Raw genomic sequence first — 18,371 nt, forward strand, 5'->3', positions numbered from 1 at the left:
GGGGATTTATCTGTAGTAATTTCTTTCTTACTTTTTCTTTTTTTATTGTCAGAAAGTGATCGCTCTTTTTCGGCTTTAATACGTTCGAGCAATACTGAAGCTGGTTCGTCATTTGGATCTTGTTCCACTAATTTACCACGAATAGCGAGATCAAGAATTTTTTGGCGTAGAATTTTAGTATCCATTATTCTTTGATCCCTGCTAGCAATTTTTGTAATTGTGCGGCTGATTGGCTAATCGCTTCGCTTTTGTCTTTAATGGTTAGCATTAACTCGGCTAGTGAGAGATTTTCTGTTTCATCAATTTGCTTAATCCAAGTAATGTCAAGACTCGTTTTATCTCTTGCAAAAATTTCCTCTACGCTATACTTTCTCCAACGTCCATTTGGGTTATTTTCATTGTGATAAGTTTCTGTTCGTTTATTGATATTTTCTGCGTGATAACATTGCACAAATTCATCTAAATGATGACGTTGCATTGGGTTTGTCGCGAGAGTATGTTTAATATCAGTGCGGTAATCGAAAAACCAAATATTTTCTGTTGGTGTACCTTTATTAAAAAAGAGCACGTTCGCTTTCACGCCTTGTGCATAAAAAATGCCAGTAGGTAGGCGTAATATTGTGTGTAGATCAAACTCTTGTAAGAGCTTTTTGCGGATTGCTTCCCCTGCGCCACCTTCAAATAAAACGTTATCAGGTAGCACTACCGCCGCACGTCCACCATTTTTTAGACTCAACATAATGTGTTGCAGGAAATTGAGCTGATTATTTTTAGTTTCTACATAAAAATCATCTCGATTAATATCAACTGAACCCGATGGTCTTGTGCCAAACGGTGGATTTGCCAATACAATATCAACTAACTCAGTCGGTGCTTTTTCTAATGAGTCTTGACATATAATTGGGCTACGTTCTGTGCCAATTCCTCTTAAATAGAGGTTCATTGAGGCAAGCGTAACAACAAGTGGTGTGTTATCAAAACCGTGCAACGCTTGATGACGTAAGAAATCTCGCTTAGCTTTATCTTGAGACTGGGATTTCATATAGTCATACGCAGCTAATAAAAATCCGCCTGTTCCACACGCTGGATCACAGATAGTTTCTGTAATTCTAGGTTGTACCACTTCGACAATGGTTTGAATGAGCGAGCGTGGGGTAAAATATTGCCCTGCTCCGCTCTTTTTATCCTGTCCATTTTTCTCTAAAATGCTTTCATAGATTGCCCCTTTTAGATCGCCGTCCATTACCAGCCATTGTTCTTCGTCAATCAATGAAATCACTTTTTTTAGATAAACAGGCTTATCAATTTTATTTTGTGCTTTGGTGTAAATCGTACCGATAAGATTATCTTCTTCACTCAATTTTTTTAGTGTAATTTCATATTGTGAAATAAGCTCTAATCCGTCTAACTCAATTAAATCTTTCCATTGATACCCTTGTGGAATAGCTGATTTTTCACCTAAAAGACGTTCATTTTCATCGTCCATTTTTAAAAATAGCAAATAGGTAAGCTGGGTAATATAATCGGTAAAGCCGATTCCCTGTCCTGACAAGGTTGTCGCTAATGTCCACACTTTTTTGGTTAAAGAGGTTTCGTTATTTGTTATTTTTTTTGACGTATTATTTTTTGACATAGTATTTTATGCTGCTGAGTTAGTTAATAAGAAATTTGAAAGTGAATAAAGTGCTTCATTCGCACTTTTTATATCGCCACAGATTTGGCTTAATTGTGCGGCTTTGATCTGATCGTACTCACGCAGATCGCTAAATGAATAAGCACCATTAGAGGCGATATAGTTCACAACGACACGAAAAACATCCTTTTGTTGTTCAGAAAGTTGTAGCTGAGTCTTTCCATACCACAAATTAAACATTCTTTGTGCCATCGGATAAATGCTTTGTAATTGCGAAATTTGTTGGAAAGCGTAACGAACGAGTTGGATAATATTAGTTAAGGCTTCACACTCATCTTTATTAGATAATGGTTTAACTTGATTGGAATTTTGTAAGGCGTACGCATTCCATAATTGTAGTGAATTAAAGCGATTGTTGGCTTGTTTTAATTGTTGGATAAGATCACTTAACAGTAGATAAGAGAGAGGTTCGCCTGTATTATTATAAATAATCCTTAATGCTTCAATCTCATCTTTGTGTTCAAAACAATATTTTTCAAATGCTGTCGTAGTATTTTTGGCTTCCTCAATAGAAAAACCTTTGCTAATAAGCTGATCATTGGCATTCAATAAAGTATGTACAAATCCAGCGTTTAAGATCAAGAGTAACTCTCTCGCTTTTGGGTTGTAAGTCAATTTACTAACCAACGCTTTGCGTTCAGTATTACTCTCGTTTATATCTTTATATGGTGGTAGTGTTTTATCCGCAAGAGCATTAAAAATATTTCTGGCTAAGTCCAACATATCTATGCCAGACAAGTCAATAAATTCTTTTCTTTGTTTGGACGTACTTTTATTGCCAATACGAGATAGACGAGAAGCAAGCAAATGTAACTTTTCATCACTTAAATTGCCGTGCGTAATTAATTCCAGCAGTTTACTTAACGTAATAACGGAATTTGTTGGGTTATTTTGTAGTGATTTAGTATTTTTTTCGTGTTCCGTTACCCCAACGGCATCAACTAAAAAGAAGTGATCTTTACTATGTGCATTTGGTGTGACAGTACGAAGTTGATCATCATTGATGGTGCGAACCCCTCTGCCTTTCATCTGAATATACAAAGCTTCAGAGGCAACATCACGCATAAACAATAACACTTCTAATGGCTTGATATCTGTACCTGTGGCAACCAGTGTACAAGTAACCGCAATGCGAAATTTTTTATCATTGCGAAAATTTCTGATTAGTTGATCACTGTCTTTTGCTGAATAGGTAATTTTTTGAACAAAATCATCGTCCGTTCGATTAAATACCTCTTTAGCAATCTCAACAATATTTGTAGCGTGCTGTTCATTTAACGCAAAAATTAATGTTTTTGGTAAATAATCAAAATCTGCCTCACGAGGCGGATCAATAAACATTTCGCTATAAACCGCATCTCGATAAGTTTCTAAAACGAGTCTAATTTGTGCGGGATTAACGACACTTCGGTTTAATTCCTCTTTGGTATAAGACCTATCCTCTACTGCAAAAATCGTTTTTTCTTTACCTGTATAGCGTATTTCCTCTCTAACTTTTTCGCCTTTGGCAATCGTACCACCATTTTCACTGATTTCGGTTTTTATTCGATAAATACGACTATCTACATTAATGCCATCAATGATAGATTGTTCTAAAGTGTAATTGACTACGCAATTCTTATTGAAAAATGCCAGCGTTTCAGGCTGTGGTGTCGCCGTTAGACCAATTAAATTAGCAGATGAGAAATAGTCTAAAACCGATTTCCAATTGCCATAAATTGAACGATGACATTCATCAATAATAATTAAATCAAAAAAATCAGGCGGAAGTTGCGGATGTTGAGGAATAACAATCTCACAATCCTCATTAGCATAACCCTCATATTCGTCATTATCCTCAAAGTCCTCGCCTTTTAGTAAAGAAAATAGACGTTGGATAGTTGAAATTATCACATTTGCATTGGGTATTTTGGCAGAACGTAATCTTTCTACGCTAAAAATAGTATTAAAAGGTTCGCCATTTTCAGTTAAACGGAATGTCGCAAACTCAGCCTCAGCTTGTCGCCCGAGATTATTGCGATCAACTAAAAATAAAACTCGCCGAACAGGTGTATAAGCTAATAAACGATAAGCCGCCATACAAGCTGTATAGGTTTTTCCTGCACCTGTCGCCAACACCATCAAAGCTCGTTTATGGTTATTGCGGAAACTTTCCTCTAATGCCGAAATAGCTTCATACTGGCAATTTCGTAATCCTTTTTCTGCTAAAAAAGGTAGTCCAGCATACGGATCGTTGATGCCCAACATCTTGCAAATTTCTTTGGGTGAATGTATCCGATTTAAAGATTCATATTCATTACCATCACTGCGTTTAAACAGCACAAGCTGACCGTTAGATTGGTAAATTAAAGGAAGTGGAATGGAATAGGATTGATAATACTTCGGGACATTAACCACATAATTAGCTGCCTGCTCGCAAACTTTAGCAGAGGTAACATCAATATATTCTGCTTTTGCTTCTAAAATGCCTATCGCTTTTCCTGCGAGAAAAAGCAAATAGTCAGCTTCCATATTTTTCTTTAAAAGCCCCTCTCGAATTGCACAAGCATTGATATTAGGTGAGTAATCTTTACGATCAACCACTTTCCAGCCCGCATTAATAAACATCTGATCGATTTTTACTCGTGCTTTTTCCTCTGGTTTCATATCGTTTACTCTAATCGCTATCCCTTCTGATAAGCTAATATTATCAGAAGGAAGTGGGGGGAATAAATGTTAATTTTAGTAATCCACTAATTTAACGGTCTTTGATAGATTGTTTTGCTAAAGTGGGTGCTAATCCATGACGTTTTACACATTGCGTAAATGGATAACTTCGATAAATACTCATTTGGTCTGAGTGAAATATCATTCCATCTGTCCTTGTTGTCATCAGTATCACATGATTTAATGCCTCTACCACTAAATTCGTATTATGCTCTCTTTGCAATCGCCAACCAATTACTTGATGCAGGGGTAAATTCAGCACAACCGTAAGATAATGCTATTCTCCATTGTGGTATCTATTATCTTAAAATAATAAGCTATTGATGAAAAATTGTTAAATATCTATACTGACTAAGAAAATACGCACGCTGTAAGTATTAGCGTGCGTTTATCTTTTCCATAATATTTTTATAGGAATTCCATGACAAAACAAAAAATAGTCCTTGCCACAGGTAATCAAGGCAAAGTGAATGAAATGGCGAATGTATTGGCTGATTTTGGCTTTGAAGTCATTGCTCAAACAGCATTAGGAATTGAGAGCCCAGAGGAAACAGGTTTAACTTTTGTTGAAAATGCGTTGCTTAAAGCTCGTCATGCAGCAAAAGTGAGCGGTTTACCTGCGATTGCAGATGATTCTGGATTGGTTGTGGATGCGTTAGGTGGTGCACCGGGATTATATTCTGCTCGTTATGCTGGAGAAGAGGCGGATGATGCAGAAAATCGGGCGAAATTATTAGCAGAATTAGCAACTATTCCAACGGAACAGCGTACCGCAAAATTTGTTAGTTGTATTGTGTTATTACGTTCTGCTACTGATCCATTCCCGATTATTGCGGAAGGGGAATGCCAAGGTATGATAGGAACGGAAGAAATTGGCACTAATGGTTTTGGCTATGATGCACTGTTTTTCTATCCAGAAAAAAATGCAACATTTGCGGAATTAAGTAAGGCTGAAAAACAACAAGTTTCACATCGTGCTAGAGCATTAGCAATCTTACAACAAAAATTAAGATGATCGTTTTACCTCCATTAAGCCTTTATATTCATATTCCTTGGTGTGTGCAGAAGTGTCCATATTGTGATTTTAATTCGCACGCGCAAAAAGGGGCGATCCCAGAACGAGAATATTTGCAACACTTATTAGCCGATTTAGATCAGCAGCTTGATTATGTGCAAGGGCGAGAATTACATTCTATTTTTATTGGTGGTGGTACGCCTAGTCTATTTTCGTCAGAAAGTATCGCGTATTTATTGCAACAAATTTCACAACGTATTGCTTTCCGCGATGGTATTGAAATTACTTTAGAGGCAAATCCTGGAACAGCTGAAGCAGAGCGGTTTGTTGGTTATCATCAGGCTGGTGTAACTCGATTATCAATGGGAATCCAAAGTTTTGATGATCAGAAGTTGCAGCAGTTAGGACGAATTCATAATAGTGCGGAAGCAAAATATGCAGTAAACCTTGCTAAAACAGCACAATTTTCTCGTTTTAATTTAGATTTAATGCATGGACTTCCTAATCAAACCATAGAGCAAGCATTATCTGATTTACAACAAGCTATTGAACTTTCACCACCACATCTTTCTTGGTATCAATTAACGATTGAACCAAATACGTTATTTGCCAGTAAACCGCCGCGGTTGCCTGATGATGATATGTTGTGGGAAATTTTTGCACAAGGGCATCAACTATTAACACAGGCTGGCTATCAGCAGTATGAAACTTCTGCTTATGCGAAACAAGGCTATCAATGTGAACATAATTTAAATTATTGGCGGTTTGGTGATTATTTGGCAATAGGGTGTGGTGCACATGGAAAAGTTAGTTTTCCTGAAGGAAAGATTGTACGTTATTCTCAGACAAAACACCCGAAAGGTTATCTACAAGGTAACTATCGTTATCAACAGCATGAAGTAGGCGAATTAGATCGTCCGTTTGAGTTTTTTATGAATCGTTTCCGTTTATTGGAGGCTGTACCAAAAGAAGATTTTCTTCACTTTACTGGACTTTCTATTGCATCAATTGAAAAGCCAATAGACGAGGCTGTAAAACAAGATTATATTGTAGAGCGAAAAAATTCTTGGCAGATTACTGAACATGGCAAATTATTTCTGAATGATTTGCTTACACTTTTTTTGGCAGAATAAGTTAAAGGATAGAGGCATGGATCAATTAACAATGAAGAAAATGGCAGCTAACGCAGCATTGCAGTATGTAAAAGCAGATACTATTGTTGGCGTTGGCAGCGGTTCAACAGTAAATTGCTTTATTGAAGCATTAGGAACAATAAAACATAAAATTAAAGGCGCGGTAGCAGCGTCTAAAAACTCTGAAACATTATTGCGTGAGCAAGGTATAGAAGTCTTTAGTGCTAATGATGTATCAGGTTTAGACATTTATGTTGATGGTGCTGATGAAATTACGCCACATAAAATGATGATTAAAGGCGGTGGCGCTGCGTTAACTCGTGAGAAGATTGTGGCAGCATTGGCGAAAACTTTTATTTGTATTGTTGATAAATCTAAACAGGTTGAAGTATTAGGTTCCACTTTCCCATTACCAGTAGAAGTCATCCCGATGGCACGCTCGCAAGTGGCACGTAAATTGGTAACATTAGGTGGTTCACCAGAATATCGTGAAGGTGTTGTAACTGATAATGGTAATATCATTTTGGATGTGCATAATTTTAAAATCATCAATCCAGTTGAAATGGAAAAAGAGTTGAACAATGTCGCTGGTGTGGTAACAAATGGAATTTTCGCATTACGCCCAGCGGATATTGTAATTGTGGGCAGCCCTGATGGTGCACAAATTCTTAAATAATTAATTATTAATATAAAGGAAAAAGCAAACATGACAGCAAAAGTATCTTTGGACAAAGCAAAAATTAAGTTTTTATTACTTGAAGGTGTACATAATAGTGCATTAGAAGTGTTGCATAATGCTGGGTATTCAAATATTGAATATCATAAGAAAGCGTTAGACGAAGAAGAGTTAATCGAAGCAATTAAAGATGCACATTTTATTGGTATCCGTTCTCGTACTCATCTTACTGAAAAGGTATTACAGCATGCACAAAAATTGATTGCGATCGGCTGTTTCTGTATCGGTACTAATCAAGTGAATCTTGAAGCGGCAAGACAACGTGGGATTCCAGTCTTTAATGCACCATTCTCTAATACACGTTCTGTTGCGGAATTAGTCTTGGGAGAAATTTTGCTGTTAATGCGTAATGTACCAAAAGCGAATTTTGAAGTGCATCGTGGTGTATGGAATAAATCTGCTGAAGGTTCAAACGAAGCAAGAGGAAAAATTTTAGGGATTGTGGGTTATGGTCATATCGGTTCACAATTAAGTGTAATTGCTGAATCTCTTGGTATGAAGGTGTATTTCTATGATATTGAAAATAAACTTCCACTAGGAAATGCACAACAAGTGAGAACATTAGAAGAATTATTAACTATGAGTGATGTGGTTTCTTTGCATGTTCCAGAAAATAACTCAACGAAGAATTTAATGAGTGCAGAGCGTATTGCTCAACTAAAACAAGGGGCAATTTTAATTAATGCGGCGCGTGGTACGGTAGTGGATATCGATGCTTTGGCAAAAGCATTAGATGAAGGAAAGATTCGTGGTGCAGCGATTGACGTGTTCCCGAAAGAGCCGGCATCGATTAATGAAGTATTTGAATCACCATTGCGTCGTTTTGAGAATGTGATTTTAACGCCTCATATTGGTGGTTCAACAGCTGAAGCACAAGAAAATATTGGTACTGAAGTGGCAAGCAAGTTTGTTAAATATTCTGATAATGGTTCAACTGTAACTGCGGTTAATTTCCCTGAGGTTTCATTACCAAGTCATAGCTTAGCAAAAGCAAAACGTCTATTACATATTCACCATAATCGCCCAGGTATCTTGAATAAGATTAACCAGATTTTTGTGGACAACGGTGTAAATATTGCTGCTCAGTATTTACAAACTGATGAAGCAATTGGTTACGTTGTGGTTGATGTGGAATCAGATAATACTGAAAGCTTACAACAAAAACTCAAACAAATTGATGGTACAATTAAAGCTCGCGTCTTGTACTAATTAAGTGTAAAGCACCAAGATGCCTACTAGATCACTGATTTGGTAGGCATTTTTTATTATTTTGATAAACTCTCTTATCTTTTCTTATTGAGAAACAAATTGTTGTTAAAAGCAGAGTTAATTGCCTATTTATTGATTGATAGAATAGGGTGCAATGTAGAAATAAGGAAAAAGAGGGAATTTAGAAATGTTCTATATCAGGAAAAGGCCATATTCAGCATGGTTGGTTAGACACTTATCATACTTTTTCCTTTGCGGATTATTATGATCCTCGATTTATGGGGTTCTCTCATTTACGTGTAATTAATGAGGATAGGATCAAATCAGGCAAAGGCTTCGGTACGCACCCACATCGTAATATGGAAATTCTTACGTATGTATTAGCAGGAACGGTTGCTCATAAGGATAGTATGGGAAATATTGAGCAATTAAATGCAGGTGAATTCCAGATTATGTCAGCAGGATCGGGTATTACGCATTCAGAATTTAATCCAAGCCAAACAGATGAATTACATCTCTATCAAATCTGGATTGAGCCAAATAAAATGAATATAACACCGAGATATGCACAAAAAGCTTTTCCCGATAAAGAGGGAGCAACATTAATTCTTGCACCTGAGCCAGAAGGGAATGCTTTTAAAGTGTACCAAGATATGAAATTGTGGCGTTATCAATATAGTATCCCTACTAAGGAAATTCTCAAATTAACAGAAAATCGCCATTATTGGTTACAAGTAGTAAGAGGAGATATGGTGATTAATGAAACAGAAGTTAGTGTAGGTGATGGTATTGCGATAACCGGTGAAACGCAGTTATCTCTAATGATAAAAGAAAAAGTAGAGTTTTTGTTATTTGATTTAGTCTAAAGACGAGGAAACACAAGAAAATATAAAAGGAAAAGCGTAAAAAGTACTTGCTATTTTGTTAAGGTTATATAAAATACACGAGCTTTTTTAAGCCATTTGATGTAATCATTTATCAAATGATGACAACGTCGCTTTATTTATATGTTGTCATAACAAAATGTTTCCGATCTGGAAACTAAAATAGGTTAGTCGCACTTCTTTCCATTAAGATTGGAATTTGAGGTGTGAATTTTTTTATTAATCATTTTTTGAATGGAGCTCTGGTCTCATGCAGAACCAAAGAATCCGTATCCGCTTAAAAGCATTTGATCATCGTTTAATCGATCAATCTACAGCGGAAATCGTAGAAACGGCAAAACGTACAGGTGCTCAAGTTCGTGGTCCAATTCCACTACCAACCCGTAAAGAACGTTTCACAGTATTGATTTCTCCACACGTGAACAAAGATGCACGTGACCAATATGAAATCCGTACTCACAAACGTTTGGTTGATATCGTTGAGCCTACTGAAAAAACTGTTGACGCTTTAATGCGTTTAGATCTGGCTGCCGGTGTTGATGTGCAGATCAGCCTAGGTTAATTTAAGAGGTTATTACAATGATTGGTTTAATCGGTCGTAAAGTTGGTATGACTCGTATCTTCAATGAAGATGGTGTGTCAATCCCAGTTACTGTAATCGAAATCGAAGCCAACCGCGTTACTCAAGTGAAAACCCTTGAAACAGATGGCTACTGTGCAGTTCAAGTTACTACTGGCTCAAAGAAAGCGAGTCGTGTAACTAAACCAGAAGCAGGTCATTTTGTTAAAGCAGGTGTTGAAGCTGGTCGCGGTTTATGGGAATTCCGTGTGGCTGAAGGTGAAGAATTCACTTTAGGTCAAGAAATTAATGTTGATATCTTCGCAGACGTGAAGAAAGTTGATGTTACTGGTACTTCAAAAGGTAAAGGCTTTGCAGGTACTGTAAAACGTTGGAACTTCCGTACTCAAGATGCTACACATGGTAACTCTTTGTCTCACCGTGTTCCTGGTTCTATTGGTCAAAACCAAACACCAGGTCGTGTGTTCAAAGGTAAAAAAATGTCTGGTCACTTAGGGAATGAACGTGTAACTGTTCAATCTTTAGAAGTGGTTCGTGTTGATGCTGAACGTAAATTACTATTAGTTAAAGGTGCTGTTCCAGGCGCAACTGGTGGTGATTTAATCGTTAAACCAGCAGTGAAAGCATAAGTCTAGGAGATAGGAATGGAATTAGTAACTAAAGATGCACAAAGTGCATTAACTGTTTCTGAAACTACCTTCGGACGTGAGTTCAACGAAGCGTTGGTTCACCAAGTTGTTGTTGCATATGCAGCAGGTGCTCGCCAAGGTTCTCGTGCACAAAAAACTCGTGCTGAAGTGTCTGGTTCAGGTAAAAAACCATGGCGTCAAAAAGGTACTGGTCGTGCTCGTTCAGGGGATATCAAAAGCCCGATTTGGCGTTCAGGTGGTGTGACATTTGCGGCTAAGCCACAAGATCACAGCCAAAAAGTGAACAAAAAAATGTATCGCGGTGCAATCAAAAGCATTCTTTCTGAATTAGTTCGTCAAGAACGTTTAATCGTTGTTGAAAAATTCGAAGTTGAAGCACCTAAGACAAAAGTTTTAGTTCAAAAATTAAAACAAATGGCACTTGATGATGTATTAATCATCACAGCAAATGTAGATGAAAATCTATATTTAGCTGCACGTAATTTATATAAAGTAGATGTACGTGATGTTCAAGGTATCGATCCAGTCAGCTTAATTGCTTTTGATAAAGTAGTTATGACTGTGGATGCAGTGAAGCAAGTTGAGGAGATGTTAGCATGAGTCAAGAACGTTTGCTAAAAGTGCTTAAAGCACCACATGTCTCTGAGAAAGCAACAATTAATACTGAGAAGTCAAACACTATCGTTTTCAAAGTTGCATTAGATGCAAACAAAGCAGAAATTGCACAAGCAGTATCTGAATTATTTGAAGTGAAAGTGGATTCTGTTCGTACTGTGGTTGTTAAAGGTAAAACTAAACGTCATGGTGCAAGAATGGGACGTCGCAGTGACTGGAAAAAAGCTTATGTAACACTTGCTGAAGGTCAAAGTTTAGACCTTGTAGAAAGTGCAGAGTAATCAGAGGAGATAATCAATGGCTATCGTTAAATGTAAGCCGACCTCCGCTGGTCGTCGTCACGTTGTAAAAGTTGTCAATCCTGAATTACATAAGGGTAAACCTTATGCGCCACTTTTAGAGAAAAATGCTAAAACTGGTGGTCGTAACAATTTAGGTCGTATTACTACTCGCCATATCGGTGGTGGTCATAAACAACATTACCGTTTAGTAGATTTCAAACGTAACAAGTTAGATATCCCAGCGGTTGTAGAGCGTTTAGAATATGATCCAAATCGTTCTGCTAATATTGCATTAGTATTATATAAAGACGGTGAACGTCGTTATATTTTGGCACCGAAAGGATTGTCAGTTGGAGATCAAATCCAAGCTGGTGTGAATGCACCAATTAAAGTTGGTAATTCATTACCAATGCGTAGTATTCCAGTTGGTACAACAGTACATAACGTGGAATTAAAACCAGGTAAAGGCGGTCAAATTGCACGTTCTGCGGGCGCATATGTTCAAATCATTGCTCGTGAAGGTAATTATGTGACTTTACGTCTTCGTTCTGGTGAAATGCGTAAAGTATTAGCTGAGTGCCACGCAACTGTTGGTGAAGTTGGTAACTCTGAGCATATGTTACGCGTATTAGGTAAAGCTGGTGCTAACCGTTGGAGAGGTGTTCGTCCGACAGTTCGTGGTACCGCAATGAACCCAGTAGATCACCCGCACGGTGGTGGTGAAGGTCGTAACTTTGGTAAACACCCTGTTACTCCATGGGGCGTTCAAACTAAAGGTAAGAAAACTCGCCATAACAAACGTACTGATAAATATATCGTACGCCGTCGTGGTAAATAATTTTTAATTTAATAAAGAGGATAAGCCATGCCACGTTCTCTCAAGAAGGGTCCTTTCCTTGACCTACACTTGTTGAAGAAGGTAGAGAAAGCGGTGGAAAGCGGGGATAAAAAACCAATTAAAACTTGGTCCCGTCGTTCAATGATCATTCCTAGTATGATCGGATTGACCATCGCAGTCCATAATGGTCGTCAGCACGTTCCTGTTTATGTTACTGATGAAATGATTGGTCATAAATTAGGTGAGTTTGCACCGACTCGTACTTACCGCGGTCACGCCGCAGATAAGAAAGCTAAGAAGTAAGGGGTAGATGATGGAAACTATTGCAAAACATCGTTTCGCACGCACCTCAGCACAAAAAGCTCGCTTAGTTGCTGATTTAATTCGCGGTAAAAAAGTAGCGCAAGCATTAGAAATTCTTACTTACACTAATAAAAAAGCAGCAGCTTTAGTGAAGAAAGTGCTTGAATCAGCTATTGCTAATGCAGAGCACAATGACGGTGCAGATATCGATGATCTTAAAGTCGCGAAAATCTTCGTTGATGAAGGTCCAAGCATGAAACGCGTAATGCCACGTGCTAAAGGTCGCGCAGATCGTATTTTAAAACGTACTAGCCACATTACTGTGGTTGTGTCAGATCGTTAATCAGTAGGAGAATAGCAATGGGTCAAAAAGTTCATCCACATGGTATTCGCCTAGGTATTGTTAAACCTTGGTCATCTACTTGGTATGCGAATACACAAGATTTCGCCGATAACTTAGACGGCGACTTTAAAGTACGTAAATTCTTAAATAAAGAATTAGCGAATGCTTCTGTTTCACGTATCACTATTGAACGTCCAGCAAAAAGTATTCGTGTTACTATTCACACAGCTCGCCCAGGTATCGTTATCGGTAAGAAAGGTGAGGATGTTGAAAAGTTACGCAACGCAGTTGCAGCAATTGCAGGTGTTCCAGCGCAAATTAACATTGCAGAAGTGAAAAAACCTGAATTAGATGCAAAATTAGTTGCAGAGAGCATTGCCTCTCAATTAGAACGCCGTGTAATGTTCCGCCGTGCAATGAAACGTGCAGTTCAAAATGCAATGCGTTTAGGTGCAAAAGGTATCAAAGTTGAAGTTAGCGGTCGTTTAGGCGGAGCAGAAATTGCTCGTTCTGAATGGTATCGTGAAGGTCGTGTACCATTGCATACTTTACGTGCGGATATCGATTACAATACTGCTGAAGCTAATACTACTTATGGCGTCATTGGCGTTAAAGTATGGATCTTCAAAGGTGAGATTCTTGGTGGAATGGCTGCAGTTATGCAATCAGAACAACAACAACCTGCGGATAAGCCTAAAAAAGCTCCGCGTAAAGGTCGTAAGTAAGGAGATTCGCTAAATGTTGCAACCAAAACGTACTAAATTCCGTAAAATCCACAAAGGTCGTAACCGTGGTATTGCGGCAGGTACTGATGTAAGTTTCGGTACCTTTGGTTTGAAAGCAATTGGTCGTGGTCGTTTAACAGCTCGTCAAATCGAAGCGGCTCGTCGTGCGATGACTCGTGCGGTTAAACGTCAAGGTAAAATCTGGATTCGTGTATTCCCAGATAAACCAATTACTGAGAAACCATTAGAAGTCCGTATGGGTAAAGGTAAAGGTAACGTTGAGTACTGGGTAGCCTTAATCCAACCGGGTAAAGTTCTATATGAAATGGATGGTGTGTCTGAAGAGATCGCAAGAGAAGCGTTTGCATTAGCAGCGGCTAAATTGCCTATTAAGACCACTTTCGTAACTAAGACGGTGATGTAATGAAAGCTCAAGAACTACGTGCAAAAAGTGTTGAAGAGCTGAATGCTGAATTGGTTAACTTGTTAGGTGAGCAATTCAAGTTGCGTATGCAAGCAGCCACCGGTCAGCTTCAACAAACTCATCAGTTAAAACAAGTGCGTCGTCAAATTGCAGTTGTTAAGACTATTCTAACTGAGAAGGCGGGTGAGTAATGACTGATAAAATTCGTACAGTACAAGGTAAAGTGATCAGCGATAAAATGGAAAAATCTTTTGTTGTCGCTATCGAACGTATGGTTAAACACCCAATTTACGGTAAGTTTATCCGTCGTACCACTAAACTTCATGTACATGATGAAAACAACGAAGCAAAAGTTGGTGATACTGTAGAGATTCGTGAATGTCGTCCTATCTCTAAAACAAAATCATGGACTTTAGTTCGTGTAGTTGAAAAAGCAGTTATTTAATTTAATAAAGGCTTTTTAATAAAAAAATTAAGTAAACGGTGAAAAACCGTTTACTTTTTTGTATCCATTTACAAAAAGTGGTGATATAATGCCGCTTCCCTGTAAATGGGGTAGGCAGCCCGAAAGGGTTTTTTTGTGTTAAATTTTAGCGGAGCACTAACATGATCCAAGAACAGACTATGCTGGATGTTGCTGATAATTCAGGGGCTCGTAGCGTAATGTGTATCAAGGTTCTAGGTGGATCGCACCGCCGTTACGCTGCTGTTGGCGACATCATTAAAGTAACCGTAAAAGAAGCAATTCCTCGCGGTAAAGTAAAAAAAGGTGATGTACTAAAAGCGGTTGTGGTGCGCACCAAGAAGGGTGTTCGTCGCCCAGACGGGTCAGTCATTCGCTTCGATGGTAACGCTTGTGTTATTTTAAATAATAATAGTGAGCAACCAATCGGAACACGTATTTTCGGACCAGTGACTCGTGAACTTCGTTCTGAAAAGTTCATGAAGATCATTTCTTTGGCTCCAGAAGTACTGTAAGGAGAGAATGTCATGGCTGCAAAAATCCGTCAAAATGATGAAGTAATTATGCTTACTGGTAGCGTTGCTAAAGGTAAAGGTAAGCGTGGAAAAGTAACAAAGGTATTACCTAACGGTAAAGTAATCGTTGAAGGTTTAAATTTAGTTGCTAAACATGAGAAGCCAGTTCCTGCATTAGGAAAACAAGGTGGTATCGTGCGTAAAGAAGCACCAATCGATGTTTCTAACGTAGCAATTTTCAACCCTTCTACAAATAAGGCTGACCGTGTAGGTTTCAGATTTGAAGATGGCAAAAAAGTTCGTTTCTTCAAATCTACTGGTGAAACAATTAAATAAACTGGAGTAATGCGATGGCGAAACTGCATGATTACTACAGAGATCAAGTAGTAAACGAATTAAAAACTAAATTCGGCTACAAATCTGTCATGCAAGTCCCACGAATCGAGAAGATAACCCTAAACATGGGTGTGGGTGAAGCATTGACCGACAAAAAATTGCTAGATAATGCAGTAGCAGATTTAGCAGCAATTAGCGGTCAAAAACCTTTAATCACTAAAGCTCGCAAATCTGTTGCAGGCTTTAAGATTCGTCAGGGATATCCGATCGGTTGTAAAGTAACCCTACGCGGCGAGCGTATGTGGGAATTCTTTGAACGATTAATTTCTATTGCTGTTCCACGTATCCGTGACTTCCGTGGTCTAAATGCGAAGTCTTTCGATGGTCGTGGTAACTACAGCATGGGTGTGCGTGAACAAATCATCTTCCCTGAAATCAATTATGATAAAGTGGATCGTGTACGTGGTTTAGATATTACTATTACCACTACTGCGAAAACTGATGAAGAAGGTCAAGCACTACTTGCTGCCTTTAACTTCCCATTCCGTAAATAAGGCAGGTTCTAATGGCAAAACAATCAATGAAAGCACGTGATGTAAAACGTGTTGAGTTAGCTGAAAAATATTACGCAAAACGTCAAGAATTAAAAAGAATCATTTCTGATGTTAATTCTTCTGACGAAGAACGCTGGAGTGCAGTGTTAAAATTACAAACTTTACCACGCGATTCTAGTCCAATTCGTCAACGTAATCGTTGCCGTCAGACAGGCCGTCCACACGGTGTATTGCGTAAATTTGGTTTAAGCCGTATTAAGGTTCGTGAAGCAGCAATGCGTGGAGAAATTCCAGGCCTTAGAAAAGCAAGCTGGTAATATACCACTTTATTTTGGAATCATGGGAGTAAAGACACATGAGCATGCAAGATCCAATAGCAGATATGTTGACTCGTATTCGTAACGGTCAAGCTGCGAACAAGATCGCGATCAACATGCCTTCATCCAAGCTAAAAGTGGCAATTGCCAACGTTCTAGCTGAAGAAGGTTACATTGATAGCTTTAAAATTATTGAAGGTGTAAAACCTGAATTGGAAATCACTTTAAAATATTTCCAAGGAAAACCTGTTGTAGAAACTATTCAACGTGTAAGCCGTCCTGGTCTTCGTATTTATAAACGTAAAGACGAATTACCAAAAGTATTAGGTGGTTTAGGTATTGCTGTTGTTTCTACGTCTAAAGGTGTTATGACTGACCGTGCTGCACGTCAAGCAGGATTGGGCGGTGAAATCATTTGTTATGTAGCTTAATAGTGAGGTAGGAAAATGTCTCGTGTCGCAAAAGCACCTGTTAATATTCCTGCCGGTGTAGAGGTAAAACTCGACGGACAGCTATTAACAGTAAAAGGTAAAACTGGCGAGTTAACTCGCAACATTCATAAAGCAGTTGAAGTTACAATTGATAACAATGCATTACATTTCTCACCACGTCTAGAAATCGCTGGTGCAGATGCGCAAGCTGGTACAGCGAGAGCATTAGTAAATGCAATGGTTATTGGTGTTACTGAAGGATTCACTAAAAAACTACAATTGGTTGGTGTTGGTTATAGAGCACAAATCAAAGGTAATGTGCTTGCATTAAGTTTAGGATATTCTCATCCAATTGAGCATACCTTACCAGCAGGCATCGTAGCTGAATGTCCTTCTCAAACTGAGATTATTTTGAAAGGCGCAGATAAGCAATTAATCGGGCAAGTTGCTGCAGATATTCGTGCTTACCGTCGTCCTGAACCTTATAAAGGTAAGGGAGTACGTTACGCTGATGAAGTGGTTCGTACTAAAGAGGCTAAGAAGAAATAAGTAGGGTAACACTATGGATAAAAAATTGGCTCGTATTCGTCGTGCGACCCGTGCACGCCGTATGATTAAAGAGCAAGGTGCAACACGTTTGGTAGTACACCGTACTCCGCGTCATATTTATGCTCAAGTTATTGCACCTAACGGTTCAGAAGTGCTTGCTACAGCTTCTACTCTTGAGAAAGCGATCCGTGAGCAAGTGAAATATACTGGAAATAAAGAAGCTGCAGCAGTAGTTGGTAAATTAGTTGCTGAACGTGCTTTAGAAAAAGGTATTAAAGAAGTTGCCTTTGATCGTTCTGGTTTTAAATATCATGGTCGTGTGCAGTCGTTAGCAGACGCTGCTCGTGAAGCTGGTCTACAGTTCTAATAGAGGTAATTTGAGATGGCAAGCATCGAAAAACAAGCTGGTGAACTGCAAGAGAAGCTAATCGCAGTAAACCGTGTATCCAAAACAGTAAAAGGTGGTCGTATTTTCAGCTTTGCTGCATTAACTGTAGTAGGTGATGGAAATGGCCGTGTAGGTTTTGGTTATGGTAAAGCGCGCGAAGTTCCAGCAGCAATCCAAAAAGCGATGGAAAAAGCTCGTCGCAATATGGTAAACGTGGCTTTAAACGAAGGTACATTACAACACCCTATTAAAGGTACTCATACTGGTTCTCGCGTATTTATGCAACCAGCAAGCGAAGGTACAGGTATCATCGCTGGTGGTGCAATGCGTGCAGTATTAGAAGTAGCTGGTGTTCGTAACGTATTATCAAAAGCATACGGTTCAACAAACCCAATCAACGTAGTTCGCGCTACGATTGATGCGTTAGCTAATATGAAATCTCCAGAAATGGTAGCAGCTAAACGTGGTAAAACAGTTGATGAAATTTTGGGGTAATTGATCATGGCTAAAACTATTAAAGTAACTCAAACTCGTAGTTCAATTGGTCGCTTACCAAAACACAAAGCTACTTTACGTGGTTTAGGTCTTCGTCATCTTAACCACACTGTTGAATTAGTTGATACTGCAGCAGTTAGAGGTATGATCAATCAAGTGTCATACATGGTTAAAGTGGAGGAGTAATA

27 protein-coding genes and 1 pseudogene are annotated in these 18,371 nt (G+C 38.5%); 25 read left to right on the forward strand and 3 right to left on the reverse strand.

Going from position 1 to position 18,371, the window contains the following annotated elements; genetic code table 11:
- The 3 genes and pseudogenes from QS62_RS12005 to QS62_RS07045 form a co-directional block, all read right to left on the reverse strand.
- Positions 1-185 (reverse strand): annotated as a pseudogene (locus QS62_RS12005) (restriction endonuclease subunit S); the annotation flags it as partial.
- Complete coding sequence (locus QS62_RS07040) at positions 185-1,633, reverse strand: type I restriction-modification system subunit M (protein ID WP_066107994.1); 1,449 nt, start codon at positions 1,631-1,633, stop codon at positions 185-187. The pseudogene QS62_RS12005 and the gene QS62_RS07040, both read right to left, overlap by 1 nt.
- A gap of 6 nt (positions 1,634-1,639) precedes the next feature.
- On the reverse strand, positions 1,640-4,339 hold the full coding sequence (locus QS62_RS07045; RefSeq protein WP_066107996.1) for a type I restriction endonuclease subunit R: 2,700 nt from the start codon (positions 4,337-4,339) through the stop codon (positions 1,640-1,642).
- Between the two features lie 481 nt (positions 4,340-4,820).
- On the opposite strand from QS62_RS07045, the gene QS62_RS07050 reads away from it, so the two are divergent.
- From QS62_RS07050 to rpmD, 25 genes are all read left to right on the forward strand, one after another.
- The gene (locus QS62_RS07050) at positions 4,821-5,414 is read left to right on the forward strand and encodes an XTP/dITP diphosphatase (protein WP_066108001.1); all 594 of its coding nucleotides are present in this window, start codon (positions 4,821-4,823) and stop codon (positions 5,412-5,414) included.
- Positions 5,411-6,547: a radical SAM family heme chaperone HemW gene (gene hemW / locus QS62_RS07055; protein ID WP_066108004.1), complete on the forward strand. Its 1,137-nt coding sequence runs from the start codon at positions 5,411-5,413 to the stop codon at positions 6,545-6,547. The genes QS62_RS07050 and hemW overlap by 4 nt, the downstream gene beginning before the upstream one ends.
- A 16-nt stretch (positions 6,548-6,563) precedes the next feature.
- On the forward strand, positions 6,564-7,223 hold the full coding sequence (gene rpiA / locus QS62_RS07060) for a ribose-5-phosphate isomerase RpiA (protein ID WP_066108007.1): 660 nt from the start codon (positions 6,564-6,566) through the stop codon (positions 7,221-7,223).
- Between the two features lie 30 nt (positions 7,224-7,253).
- Positions 7,254-8,492 (forward strand): phosphoglycerate dehydrogenase, encoded by a 1,239-nt coding sequence (serA, locus tag QS62_RS07065; RefSeq protein ID WP_066108009.1) that lies wholly within the window; start codon positions 7,254-7,256, stop codon positions 8,490-8,492.
- A gap of 194 nt (positions 8,493-8,686) precedes the next feature.
- Complete coding sequence (locus tag QS62_RS07070; protein ID WP_066108012.1) at positions 8,687-9,358, forward strand: pirin family protein; 672 nt, start codon at positions 8,687-8,689, stop codon at positions 9,356-9,358.
- 268 nt (positions 9,359-9,626) lie between these two features.
- Positions 9,627-9,938: a 30S ribosomal protein S10 gene (rpsJ, locus tag QS62_RS07075; RefSeq protein WP_001181005.1), complete on the forward strand. Its 312-nt coding sequence runs from the start codon at positions 9,627-9,629 to the stop codon at positions 9,936-9,938.
- Positions 9,939-9,955: 17 nt separating this feature from the next.
- Positions 9,956-10,585, forward strand: coding sequence for a 50S ribosomal protein L3 (gene rplC / locus QS62_RS07080; protein WP_065231803.1), 630 nt, complete (start codon positions 9,956-9,958; stop codon positions 10,583-10,585).
- Positions 10,586-10,600: 15 nt separating this feature from the next.
- Complete coding sequence (gene rplD / locus QS62_RS07085) at positions 10,601-11,206, forward strand: 50S ribosomal protein L4 (protein ID WP_066108015.1); 606 nt, start codon at positions 10,601-10,603, stop codon at positions 11,204-11,206.
- Complete coding sequence (gene rplW / locus QS62_RS07090) at positions 11,203-11,502, forward strand: 50S ribosomal protein L23 (protein WP_066108018.1); 300 nt, start codon at positions 11,203-11,205, stop codon at positions 11,500-11,502. Before rplD ends, rplW begins: the two co-directional genes overlap by 4 nt.
- Positions 11,503-11,518: 16 nt before the next feature.
- Positions 11,519-12,340 carry a 50S ribosomal protein L2 gene (rplB, locus tag QS62_RS07095; RefSeq protein ID WP_066108024.1) on the forward strand — a complete coding sequence of 274 codons (822 nt, stop codon included), beginning with the start codon at positions 11,519-11,521 and terminating at the stop codon, positions 12,338-12,340.
- A 27-nt stretch (positions 12,341-12,367) separates the two neighbouring features.
- Positions 12,368-12,643, forward strand: coding sequence for a 30S ribosomal protein S19 (gene rpsS, locus QS62_RS07100; RefSeq protein ID WP_013745959.1), 276 nt, complete (start codon positions 12,368-12,370; stop codon positions 12,641-12,643).
- A gap of 10 nt (positions 12,644-12,653) precedes the next feature.
- Positions 12,654-12,986, forward strand: a complete 333-nt coding sequence (gene rplV / locus QS62_RS07105) for a 50S ribosomal protein L22 (protein WP_013745958.1) — start codon at positions 12,654-12,656, stop codon at positions 12,984-12,986.
- Positions 12,987-13,003: 17 nt separating this feature from the next.
- Positions 13,004-13,711 (forward strand): 30S ribosomal protein S3, encoded by a 708-nt coding sequence (rpsC, locus tag QS62_RS07110; RefSeq protein WP_066108027.1) that lies wholly within the window; start codon positions 13,004-13,006, stop codon positions 13,709-13,711.
- Between the two features lie 13 nt (positions 13,712-13,724).
- Positions 13,725-14,135, forward strand: coding sequence for a 50S ribosomal protein L16 (rplP, locus tag QS62_RS07115; protein ID WP_013745956.1), 411 nt, complete (start codon positions 13,725-13,727; stop codon positions 14,133-14,135).
- Positions 14,135-14,326, forward strand: a complete 192-nt coding sequence (gene rpmC / locus QS62_RS07120) for a 50S ribosomal protein L29 (RefSeq protein ID WP_066108030.1) — start codon at positions 14,135-14,137, stop codon at positions 14,324-14,326. The genes rplP and rpmC overlap by 1 nt, the downstream gene beginning before the upstream one ends.
- Complete coding sequence (gene rpsQ, locus QS62_RS07125; RefSeq protein WP_066108033.1) at positions 14,326-14,580, forward strand: 30S ribosomal protein S17; 255 nt, start codon at positions 14,326-14,328, stop codon at positions 14,578-14,580. The genes rpmC and rpsQ overlap by 1 nt, the downstream gene beginning before the upstream one ends.
- A 161-nt stretch (positions 14,581-14,741) precedes the next feature.
- Positions 14,742-15,113: a 50S ribosomal protein L14 gene (gene rplN / locus QS62_RS07130; protein ID WP_013745953.1), complete on the forward strand. Its 372-nt coding sequence runs from the start codon at positions 14,742-14,744 to the stop codon at positions 15,111-15,113.
- Between the two features lie 12 nt (positions 15,114-15,125).
- Positions 15,126-15,449, forward strand: coding sequence for a 50S ribosomal protein L24 (gene rplX, locus QS62_RS07135; RefSeq protein WP_066108036.1), 324 nt, complete (start codon positions 15,126-15,128; stop codon positions 15,447-15,449).
- 14 nt (positions 15,450-15,463) lie between these two features.
- Positions 15,464-16,003, forward strand: a complete 540-nt coding sequence (gene rplE, locus QS62_RS07140; RefSeq protein ID WP_065231798.1) for a 50S ribosomal protein L5 — start codon at positions 15,464-15,466, stop codon at positions 16,001-16,003.
- 11 nt (positions 16,004-16,014) lie between these two features.
- Entirely contained in the window at positions 16,015-16,320 is a 306-nt protein-coding gene (gene rpsN, locus QS62_RS07145) for a 30S ribosomal protein S14 (RefSeq protein ID WP_066108041.1), read from the forward strand.
- A 38-nt stretch (positions 16,321-16,358) separates the two neighbouring features.
- Positions 16,359-16,751, forward strand: coding sequence for a 30S ribosomal protein S8 (rpsH, locus tag QS62_RS07150; protein ID WP_066108044.1), 393 nt, complete (start codon positions 16,359-16,361; stop codon positions 16,749-16,751).
- Between the two features lie 15 nt (positions 16,752-16,766).
- Positions 16,767-17,300: a 50S ribosomal protein L6 gene (gene rplF / locus QS62_RS07155; RefSeq protein ID WP_066108047.1), complete on the forward strand. Its 534-nt coding sequence runs from the start codon at positions 16,767-16,769 to the stop codon at positions 17,298-17,300.
- A 13-nt stretch (positions 17,301-17,313) separates the two neighbouring features.
- Entirely contained in the window at positions 17,314-17,667 is a 354-nt protein-coding gene (gene rplR / locus QS62_RS07160) for a 50S ribosomal protein L18 (RefSeq protein ID WP_013745947.1), read from the forward strand.
- 15 nt (positions 17,668-17,682) lie between these two features.
- A complete protein-coding gene (gene rpsE / locus QS62_RS07165; protein ID WP_066108050.1) occupies positions 17,683-18,183 on the forward strand; it encodes a 30S ribosomal protein S5 in 501 nt (166 codons plus the stop codon).
- A gap of 6 nt (positions 18,184-18,189) precedes the next feature.
- On the forward strand, positions 18,190-18,369 hold the full coding sequence (gene rpmD / locus QS62_RS07170; protein WP_013745945.1) for a 50S ribosomal protein L30: 180 nt from the start codon (positions 18,190-18,192) through the stop codon (positions 18,367-18,369).
- The last annotated feature ends 2 nt before the right edge of the window (positions 18,370-18,371 follow it).

The organism is Gallibacterium salpingitidis (assembly GCF_001678495.1).
Classification (GTDB): Bacteria; Pseudomonadota; Gammaproteobacteria; order Enterobacterales; family Pasteurellaceae; genus Gallibacterium; species Gallibacterium salpingitidis.